5 protein-coding genes are annotated in these 10,465 nt (G+C 66.0%); 4 read left to right on the top strand and 1 reads right to left on the bottom strand.

Annotated elements, in window-relative coordinates; translation table 11 throughout:
• Positions 1-110: 110 nt before the first annotated feature.
• Positions 111-1,343 (bottom strand): DNA sulfur modification protein DndB, encoded by a 1,233-nt coding sequence (locus tag BGP73_RS16075; protein WP_079127574.1) that lies wholly within the window; start codon positions 1,341-1,343, stop codon positions 111-113.
• 226 nt (positions 1,344-1,569) lie between these two features.
• On the opposite strand from BGP73_RS16075, the gene BGP73_RS16070 reads away from it, so the two are divergent.
• From BGP73_RS16070 to BGP73_RS16060, 4 genes are all read left to right on the top strand, one after another.
• The gene (locus BGP73_RS16070) at positions 1,570-3,897 is read left to right on the top strand and encodes an N-6 DNA methylase (protein WP_069815464.1); all 2,328 of its coding nucleotides are present in this window, start codon (positions 1,570-1,572) and stop codon (positions 3,895-3,897) included.
• A 136-nt stretch (positions 3,898-4,033) separates the two neighbouring features.
• Positions 4,034-6,046, top strand: a complete 2,013-nt coding sequence (locus BGP73_RS16065) for a type I restriction-modification system subunit M (RefSeq protein ID WP_069815462.1) — start codon at positions 4,034-4,036, stop codon at positions 6,044-6,046.
• Positions 6,043-7,284, top strand: coding sequence for a restriction endonuclease subunit S (locus BGP73_RS23150; RefSeq protein ID WP_079127573.1), 1,242 nt, complete (start codon positions 6,043-6,045; stop codon positions 7,282-7,284). The genes BGP73_RS16065 and BGP73_RS23150 overlap by 4 nt, the downstream gene beginning before the upstream one ends.
• Before the next feature lie 3 nt (positions 7,285-7,287).
• Positions 7,288-10,464, top strand: coding sequence for a type I restriction endonuclease subunit R (locus BGP73_RS16060; RefSeq protein ID WP_069815460.1), 3,177 nt, complete (start codon positions 7,288-7,290; stop codon positions 10,462-10,464).
• Position 10,465 lies beyond the last annotated feature (1 nt).

Here is a 10,465-nt window from a genome sequence, read left to right as displayed (position 1 = left end):
GGGAAGGGGAGGCGCCGGGGACGTCTCGCCCGGCGCCTCCTTCGGCCGCTGCTGCTTACGACGTCATGCGGTCGACCTGCCTGCTCGCCGCGGTGGAACCCTGCTAGGGGCTAGGACTGAAGGCCTCGGATCTTGCGCCCGGCGTCCGTTGCCGGGTACAGGATCGCGTCGGCCACCCGCCCGCCGGAGTCCTTGACACCGCCGCTGAAGTTGAGGCGACCGGTGGTGCCGGTCTTGGCGGCGATCCCCTCCCAGTAGGCGGCCTCCCGCTCCCAGCGGATTCCGGCCAGCAGACCGCGCAGGGCCTCGGGGCTCTGCCTGTTGATGGGGTCGGCCCACGGTGTCGTCTGGTGCACGGCGACACCCAGTCCGGCGATGACCGCGGGGGCGGTGATGGCGGCGCGGGAGGTGAAGCTGTCGAGGTGCTCGGTGATGATTCCGGCCAGCAGTGGCACAACGGTGCGTTCGGCGTCATCGGAGATGACGCCTTCAGGAAGGTCGTCCTCGCCGATGGTCGCGGAGGAGAGGTTCAGCCCCGAGCGACCGTGAATCGTCGCGACGACCAGCGCCCGCAGCGCGGAGAGGGTGACGACCTCGGGGTCGGTCTTGCCGACCTGCCGCTTGCTGGCGTTGACGAGCTTGCTGAACGGCACGATCTTGCCGTCCACCTCGACCTTGACGGCCTCGGCGACTCGGTGCGCGAGGCGGGTGGCCAGGTCCCGCTGGTCCATGGACATGGAGAGGTTCTTAGAGACGTCCACACCCAGCACGTTGCGGTCGTGGAAGACCTGCCGGGCGTCGGCCGCGGACAGCCCCACATACATCTCGAAGGGGAGCCGCACGGCGGTGAGCCGATCGTAGGTCAGTCCGAACTGCTCCGGACTGTCGTAGAGGTCGTGCCACGCGGTCAGTTGGGTCTCGCCGTCGATGGCGATGACGGTGGCACCCGGGTCGATGGTGATGGTACGCAGCCCCGAACCCGCTATGAGCTCATCGCTGACGGCAGCTAACTCCCCTGCGTGCCAGAAGGTGATCGGCGGCACCGACCAGGCGTCGCCCCACTCGCCGTTGAGCCCTGCGGCGATGTACTCCGCGTACGAAGTGGCGTTCTTGCCCTTGCCCGTCGACTTCAAAGTGCGCTGCACTTGTGCGCGGATCTCCGCGTGCTGACGGACCTGACCCGAAGAGGCCTTGAGGGCCTTCGGATCCTCCTCCCGGCGAGGGGACGGCACCAACCGCAGGAGGGCGGACAGGGCGACCGTTCCGATGACCGCGTTCTCGCGGAACGGCATGACGGTGATCGGGATGCCTTCGACGACGGTGGTCGGCATGGTCAGGCGCATGGGAGCTCCTTCGTGGAGGTTCGTGGTGGTGCCAGACGAACGAGGGCATGTGCGGGCTCACGGCTGTGACGGCGAGGTCGCGCTCCGTGTTGAACCGTCACCGAGTAAACAGCCAACTGAAAGCATCGTCAAACGGGTTGAACGGTTCCGGTGGCGTAGTAGATTGGATGTCGCACCCGTAGGCGAGTGCTCCCTTCCCCGGTCAGCGTTAGGACTCCTCACCGCCATGTCTCAGCAGCTGCCCGCGTCCGCACCACGGGTCACGGCCGCGGAGATCTCCCGCATCGCAGGGGTCACGCGTGCCACCGTCAGCAACTGGCGCCGTCGGCACGAGGACTTCCCCTCGCCGGACGGCGGCACGGAGAGCAGTCCGCTCTATGACCTCCGTTCGGTGCAGGCATGGCTCCGCAAACGAGGCCAGCGCGTCGCGGCGTCCCCCGCCGAGGAACTGCGTACGGCCTTGCGGCTGCGTCCAACAGGCACGGCGCGGTTGCTGCCCCTGGTCCTCGTGGCCGCGCGCTGGGAACCTCAGGCGTTGGCCGATGACCCCTCGTTGCCGGACGGCGAACTGCTGGAACGGGTGCGTAAGGCCGTCAGCCGCCTCCCAGTGGCCGTGCTGCACGCTGAAACGTTGCCGGCCCAGCAGAACGGGCCAAGCGATTCGGGTGGATCGAGTGAGCCGCGCGGGAGGTACGAACCGGCCGACACGGACACCATTCGGGTGCTCGCCCGGTGCGTCCAGGACGCCGGCGCGCAGACCGCGCTCGACCTGCTGGCCGAGCACGAACTGGAGGAGAGCGGGGCTACCGGCACCTACCGCACCCCCGAAGAACTGGCCGCGCTCATGGCGATCCTCCTCCCGGCGGACACCAGGACCGTTCTAGACCCGGCCTGCGGAAGCGGCACCCTGCTCAGCGCGGCCGCCGGGCGCGGGGCTCACGAACTGTACGGGCAGGACGTCCTCCGGGTGCAGGCACAGCGCACCGCCATACGTCTGTGCCTAGCCGACGTGGCCCCGGGCTCGGACGACTCTTCCTCCGCCCCGGCCGGGACACCGATGGATGCGAAAGCGCAGGCACCGGAGGGTGTACCGCGGATCGAAACGGGTGACAGCCTGCGTTCCGATGCCTTCGGCGACCTGACGGTGGACGCGGTCCTGTGCAATCCACCGTTCGGTGACCGCGATTGGGGCCACGACGAGTTGGCTTACGACCCCCGCTGGGCCCATGGCGTCCCGCCCCGCTCCGAGTCGGAGCTGGCCTGGGTGCAGCACGCGCTCGCGCACGCGGCCCCCGGCGGGCATGTCGTCATGTTGCTGCCTCCCGCAGTGGCGTCCCGTGCTTCGGGCCGGCGGATCCGCGCCGAGCTGGCCCGCAGCGGTGCGCTCCGCGCGGTGGTCGCGCTGCCCGCGGGCGCGGCGCACCCGCTCCACCTGGCTCTGCATGTTTGGGTGCTCCAGCGTCCGAAGCCGGGAGGAAGCGGCCGACCATCGGTGCTCTTCGTCAACGGGGACGGCGGAAGGTCAACGGCGGTGGGCGACAGCCCGCCCCGAGCCGTGTCGTACGGAACACGCGGAGGGACCTCGCGCGCGGACAACCAGCCCCCCGTCGACTGGGCCGATGTGACCGGCCGCGTCGTCGGTGCGTGGTCGGCCTTCCAAACGGAACCCGACGCGTTCCGTGACGAGCCGGGCGTGGCGCGGGCCGTGCCCGTCGTCGAGCTGTTGGACGACGTCGTCGATTTGACCCCGGCCCGCCATGTACGGGTGACGCCTTCGGACATCGCGCCCGAGGATCTGGCCCGGCGGGTGACGGAACTGCGAGGCCGGATGGCCGACAAGGTGGCGGCACTCGCCTCCGCAGCGGCGAGGCAGCGGCAGCCGGCCGGGGGCGCGGCGGCCGTGCCCTGGCGCACGGCCACGATCGCGGACCTCGCCCGTGGAGGAGCGCTGACGTTGCTGCGGGGGGCGGTACCGGTGGCACGGGACTCGGCAGGAAGTTCGCAGGACAGCCCGACGGACGGCAGCGAGGCGGACACCCGCCCGGTCCTCACCGCGGCCGACGTCTCCACCGGGCGCCCGCCTTCGGGTACCTCCGGCCATATCGGCTCCGAAACCGGGCACGTGGTCGCCGCAGGTGACGTGATCATCCGCGGTGGCGCCAGCCACGGTGCCCCGGACAGCGCGATGGCGAGGGTCGCTGGAGGCGAGGACGCCGGGGCGCTGCTCGGCCCCCACCTCCACGTTCTGCGACCGGATCCCGCACGTCTCGACCCGTGGTTCCTCGCCGGATTCGCAGGCGCGGAGGACAACATCGCGGCGGCTTCCACCGGAACCACGGTGGTGCACGTCAACCCGGGCCGCCTGCGGGTACCGCTGTTGCCCCTCGTCCAGCAGCAACGGTACGGGGCGGCGTTCCGCCGGATCCACGAGCTACGGGTCGCCGCCCGAGACGCTACCGAGGCCGCGGAGGAGACGGCCGCGCTCCTACTCGCCGGGCTGACATCGGGCGGGCTGGAGCCGCCGGCCGACGCCCCACCCGAAGCAGCCGGCTGAGCGGGCCGCCCGTGCGACGACAGCGAAGCGGCCTGTGTACGTCCAAAACACCGCCGTACGCGTGACACAACGACCACACTGAGCACTCGACGGCCCGCCAAGGACCGTCAGAGTACGGAAGGAAACCGGGAAGTCTGTGAACAGCAGTAAGCACACGGAGCTGGCGAACCACGCGTGGTCCGTCGCCGACCTCTTGCGCGGTGACTACAAGCAGTCGGACTACGGGCGGGTCATCCTGCCGTTCACCGTGCTGCGCCGACTGGAGTGCGTCCTGGAGCCGACGCGCGAAAAGGTCGCCCAAGTGGTGGAGCAGTTCAAGGACGTCGAGGACTTCAACGCGGACGACTTCCTGCGCCGCGCCTCGGGCTTCTCGTTCTACAACACCTCCGCCCTGACTCTGAAGAAGATCGCGGCGGACCCGCAGAACGTGGCGGAGAACCTCCGGCTGTACGTGGCGGCGTTCTCCGACAACGCCCGGGAGGTCCTGGAGAAGTACGAGTTCGGGCGGAACATCAAGCGGCTCGACGACGCCGGCCTGCTGTACCAGGTCATCGGCAAGTTCACCGACCTGGACCTGCACCCGGACAACGTGCCCAACCACAACATGGGCTACGTCTTCGAGGAGCTGATCCGCCGCTTCGCCGAGCAGTCCAACGAGACCGCCGGCGAGCACTTCACCCCGCGCGAGGTCATCAAGCTGATGGTGAACCTCCTCATCGCCCCGGACGGCGACGCGCTCACGCTGCCCGGCACAGTCCGCACGGTGATGGACCCGGCCTGCGGGACGGGCGGCATGCTCTCGGCGGCACAGGACCACATCACCGACCTCAACCCGGATGCCCAGGTGGAGGTGTACGGGCAGGAGCTGAATCCGGAATCATGGGCGATCTGCCGCTCCGACCTCATGATCAAGGGCCAGGACCCGGACCATATCGCCGCCGGTAACTCCTTCTCGGACCCCGCGTTCGGTCGTAAGAAATTCGACTACCTGCTGGCCAACCCGCCGTTCGGTGTGGAGTGGAAGAAGGTCAAGGAGGAGGTCGAGTACGAGCACAAGAACCTCGGCGAGGCCGGCCGCTTCAGCGCGGGCCTGCCGCGTATCAACGACGGTTCGCTTCTCTTCTTGCAACACATGATCTCGATGATGAAACCCGTGGATGTGAACGGCGGTGGCGGCTCGCGTATCGCCATCGTCTTCAATGGTTCCCCGCTCTTCACGGGTGCGGCCGGCTCGGGGGAGTCAGAAATCCGGCGATGGATCCTGGAGAACGACTGGCTGGAAGGCATCGTGGCCTTGCCCGACCAGCTCTTCTACAACACGGGTATCTCTACTTACTTCTGGATTCTGACCAACCGCAAAGCAGCCGACTACAAAGGCAAGGTCGTGCTGCTGGACGCGCGCGACCAGTGGGTCAAGATGCGCAAATCGCTCGGAGACAAACGCAAGGAAGTCGGCGACGGTACCTCCGGCAAGCCGAACCATATCGCCGAGATCACCCGGCTCTACGGCGAGGCGCTCTACGCGGCGCAGGACGAGAACCACCCGCTGCACGGCAAGGTCAAGGTCTTCGACAACGAGGCGTTCGGCTACCAGCGCATCACGGTGGAGCGTCCGCTGAAGCTCCGCTTCGAGGTGACGGAAGAGACGCTGGCCGGGCTGGCGGCAGCCAAGCCGGTGCAGAAGCTTCCGGAGTCGGAGAAGTTCGTGGAGGCGCTCCGGCCGCTGGTCGGATCGTCTTGGGCGAAGAAACAGGACGCTTTCGTGGCGCTGAAGGACGCGGTGGTCGCCGCGGGGCTGATGTGGCCGGCGGGCGCTCCATTCGCCAAGGCGGTCCGGGAGGTCGTGGGGGTACGCGACCCGGAGGGTGAGGTCCAACTCATCAAGGGTGAGCCGGAACCGGACACGGAACTGCGGGACTACGAGAACGTGCCGCTGGGCGAGGATGTCGAGGAGTATCTGAAGCGGGAGGTCCATCCGCACGTGCCGGATGCGTGGATCGACCACACGAAGACGAAGGTCGGCTACGAGATCCCGTTCACGCGGCACTTCTATGTCTACGAGCCGCCGCGGCCGTTGGCGGAGATCGACGCGGAGCTGAAGGCTCTGGAGGCGGAGATTCAGGGGCTGTTGGGGGAAGTTACGGAATGAGCACCATCCGACTCCGGCATCTAGTTCAGATCAATCCAGCGACTCCAGCTTTCGACAAGCTGAATGATGAAGACGAGCTCACATTCCTTCCGATGGAGGCCGTCTGGCCGGGCAGGCGCCTCGACATTTCACGAAGCCGTACTAAGAAGTCCGTTGCGACAGGGTATACGCGTTTTCAAGACGGCGACGTTCTGGTCCCTAAGATCACGCCCACTTTCGAGGCAGGGCGTGCGGTTCTCATTAGTAGCCTTCTCGGGGGAGTGGGTGCTGGGACGACGGAACTGCACGTGATGCGGCCCGGGGGAAGAATTGATTCACGGTTTCTCCTGTACGTGGTTAATGCGCACAGTTTCTTGAAGCTCGGTGAAGCGGAGATGTACGGCGTTGCTGGGCAGCAGCGTGTTCCTGATGATTTTCTGCGGAATCTGCCTGTACTGCTGCCACCCCTGGAGGAACAGCGGCGCATCGCCGACTTCCTCGATTCAGAGATCGGTCGTATCGACAAGCTGATGGACCTTCGTCGGGCGCAGCTAGGTCTTTTCGGCGACGGCTTGACTGCGCAAGCGGTGCAACTGACTGGACGGGGGAGGGTAAGGGGACAACACTCGCGCGGCGGGCAAATCCAACTGAGGCGTGCGCTGGACTTTATGCAGACGGGAAGCACGCCGGCCGATTTGCGATCGTCGAGAGAAGGGGAGGCGGGGGGCAGGCTTCCGTGGTATACCCCTGCCTCCCTTGACGGGTTGCTGACCATCTCGTCAGCGGAGAAGACCGCGCCGGTTGGCGTTGGTGTTCCATTTTTTTCAGCGGGAAGCGTATTGATCACCGGGATTGGTGAATCACTCGGAAAAATTGGACATCTGAACCACGCGGCAACCGGAAATCAACAGCTAACTGCCATCACAGTGAAGCCTGAGGTCAGTGGAAGATTCATTGCATGGCAGCTTTGGGCAGCGGAATCAGAGATCAGGGAGTGGGCGCAATATTCACGCATCCGAATTGTCAATAACGATTCATTGAAGTCATTCCCAATCCACCTTCCATCTCGGGAAGAGCAGGACTCGGTCGCCAGCAAACTCGACCTTCAGCTTATGAGGGTTCGGAAGCTGCAAGATTCGATCCGTAAGTTTAAAAAGACAGTGACAGAACGCCGCCAAGCCCTGATCACCGCAGCCGTCACCGGTCAGTTCGACGTCTCCACCGCCAGCGGGCGTAACGTAACGGACGGAGTGGGATAGCCCATGAGCGTGCACGACGAGAACGCCTTCGGAACCGCCGTGGTCGCCGCCCTGGAGTCCCGCGGATGGCGGGAGGCGAACCCAGAGGACTACCGAGCCGATCTCGGTCTGGACACCAACGAGCTGTACACGTTCATCGGCCGGACCCAGCCCGACGAATGGTACGAACTCGCCGGCATCTATGGCGGCCAGGAGGAAGCCCAGCGTGGTTTCGCCCAGCGCCTGGACAAGGCGATCGGTGACGAAGGCGTGCTCAACGTCCTCCGCAATGGTGTCAAGGACCGGGGCGTCCGCATCCGGGTCGCCTACTTCAAGCCGAATCTCGTCACCGAAGATTCCGTCCTCAACGGCTACCGCGCCAATCGCCTCACTGTTGTCCGCGAACTCCCCTACGCCACCAAGCAGGCCGACTCGGGCCACCGCCTCGACCTGGCGCTCTTCCTCAACGGCATCCCCGTCGCCACCGCTGAGTTGAAGAACGCGCACACGCATCAGTCTGTCGAGCATGCCAAGGAGCAGTACCGCACCGACCGTGACCCCACTGAGCTGATCTTCCGCCGCCGGGTCATCGCGAACTTCGCCGTTGATCAGGACCTGGTCTTCGTCGCGACGCAGCTCCGCGGCAAGAACACCCGATTTCTGCCCTTCAACACCGGCTCGTATGGCCCAGGCAACCCTGGAGGTGCCGGCAACCCTCAGCCCACCACTTTCGGTACCTATGCCACCAGCTATCTCTGGGAGCAGGTCTGGGAGCGGGAGAACTGGCTGGACCTGTTGCAGCGCTTCGCTCACCAGCAGAAGCAGCGGACACCCGGCGGCGGAACGTCCCGCTCCACGATTTTCCCGCGCTTCCACCAGTGGGACGCCGTCAGAAAGCTCACCGCGCACGCCGCGACGCACGGCAGCGGCCAGAACTACCTGGTGATGGCCTCTGCCGGGTCCGGCAAGTCGAACACGATCGGCTGGCTGGCTCACCGCCTCTCCGACCTACACGCCGACACCGACCCTCGTGCCCTGGATCAGGAGGCGTTGATCACCGGCCGGGTCACGCCCGGGCGACCGGTCTTCGACAAGGTCATCGTCATCACCGACCGCCGGAACCTGGACTCCCAGCTCCGGGAGACCGTCGGCAGCTTCAGTCAGACCGACGGCCTCGTCGTGAAGATCGAAGAGAAGCACGGAGCGAAGAGCAAACAACTGGCCCGTGCCCTCTCCCGCGACAGCGGCAAGATCGTGACCGTCACCCTGCACTCGTTCCCGGCGCTGCTGGACTACATGAAGGAGCACCCCACCGAAATCAAGGGCAGCCGCTTCGCCATCGTCATCGACGAAGCGCACTCCTCGCAGTCCGGCGACGCGACGAAGGCAGTAAAGGCGGCTCTGCGTGACCTGGGGCTGGACTCTGACTCCGAGGATGCGGGCGCGTCCAAGGTCACAGTGAGCGACCGGCTCAAGCATGAGGCCGGGGTCCGCTCCCGCGCCCCCAATCTCTCCTACTTCGCCTTCACCGCCACGCCCAAGGCCAAGACCCTCGAACTCTTCGGCACCCCGGCAACGGAGAACGGCAAGGAGGTCTACCGCCCCTTCCACACCTACTCCATGCGCCAGGCCATCGAGGAAGGGTTCATCGTCGACCCGCTGCGCAACTACATCACGTACAACACGTACTGGAAGTTGGTAAACCAGAACCCGGACGAGAAGGAGGTCGACCCCTCCAAGGCCAACAGCCTGCTCGCCCGCTTCGCGCTCACCCACGAGCACACCGTCGCCCAGCACGCGCAAGTGATCGTCGAGCACTTCGTGACCCACTCCCGCGGCCGGCTCGGCGGGCGGGCCAAGTCGATGGTCGTGACCGCGTCCCGGCAGTCCGCCGTGCAGATGGCGCGCGCCATCAAGGAGTACATCAAGGACCGGGACTACCACACCAGGTATCCGGACCTGGGCGTCCTGGTCGCCTTCTCCGGCTCCCTCACCATTGACGAGAAGGAGACCACCGAGTCGAAGGAGAACGGCGGTCTCTCCGAGAGCGCGCTACCCAAGGCGTTCGCGTATGTCCGCGCCGACGACAAGGCCGTGAAGGCGGGCGGTAAGGGACAGCCGGAGTACAAGATCCTCGTCGTGGCGGAGAAATATCAGACCGGCTTCGACCAGCCGCTGCTCACCACCATGTATGTGAACAAGACCCTGGCTGGAATCGCCGCGGTGCAGACCCTCTCCCGCCTCAACCGCACCGCCGACCGCAAGTCCCAGGCGGATCTGGCCGTACTGGACTTCGTCAACGAGGCGGAGGACATCCAGGAGGCCTTCCGCCCGTACTACGAGGAGGCCCACACCCTCCCTTCCGACCCGAACCTCCTCTACACCGCACAGAGTCGCGTCATGTCCGCCCCCGTCATCTCAGAAGCGGAGATGGACGAGTTCGCCGCGGCTTACTTCGCGGCGAAGGAGAAGGCGGCCGGTTCGCAGGCCAAATGGGAGAAACTGCACGCAGAGCTGTATCGACTGCTGTCGCCTGCCGTCGCCCGTTTCTCCGCGCTCCTGGAGGATGAGGACGACGAGGACAGCATCGAGACGGCCGAGGAGTTCCGGGCAGACCTGAACGACTACGTCCGCAAGTACGGCTTTCTCGCCCAGATCGTCCCCTACCAGGATCCCGAGCTTGAACGACTGCACCTGTACGGACGGTACCTGCTCAACCGGTTGCCCCGCCGCGCTGACGGTGGCGTGGACATAGGGGAAGTGGACCTCAGCCACCTGCGTGTGGAGAAGGCCGGCGAGCACGATGTGTCCCTCAGCCCCGAGGGGCCCGCAGAACTCAGGGGGTTCGGCGAGGGCACGGGAGGGGGCAAGGAGACCGAGAAGTCACCGCTGTCCGAACTGATCGAGAAGCTCAACGCGAAGTTCGGCACCGAGTTCACCGATGCCGACCTCGCCCCCGTGTTTAATGCTTTGACGAACGATCCCAAGGTCCGGGCCGCAGCCGTCGTCAACGACGAGAGCAACTTCGGCATCGTCTCCGACAAGGCGGTCAGCGACCACATGATGGACCACGTCTCCACCGCCCAGACGCTCGGCAAGCGCTACTTCGCGCCTGACCGAGGCTTCAAGTCCTATGTGGACCGTAGCGCCCGGCGGGTGGCATGGCGGATGATCCGGATTCAGGAGGGCTTGGAGGTGTAGC

The organism is Streptomyces sp. TP-A0874 (genome assembly GCF_001748085.1).
Taxonomy (GTDB): Bacteria; Actinomycetota; Actinomycetes; order Streptomycetales; family Streptomycetaceae; genus Streptomyces.
The sequence above is the reverse complement of the archived record's forward strand: the minus strand, read 5'-3'. Positions and strand labels throughout refer to the sequence as shown.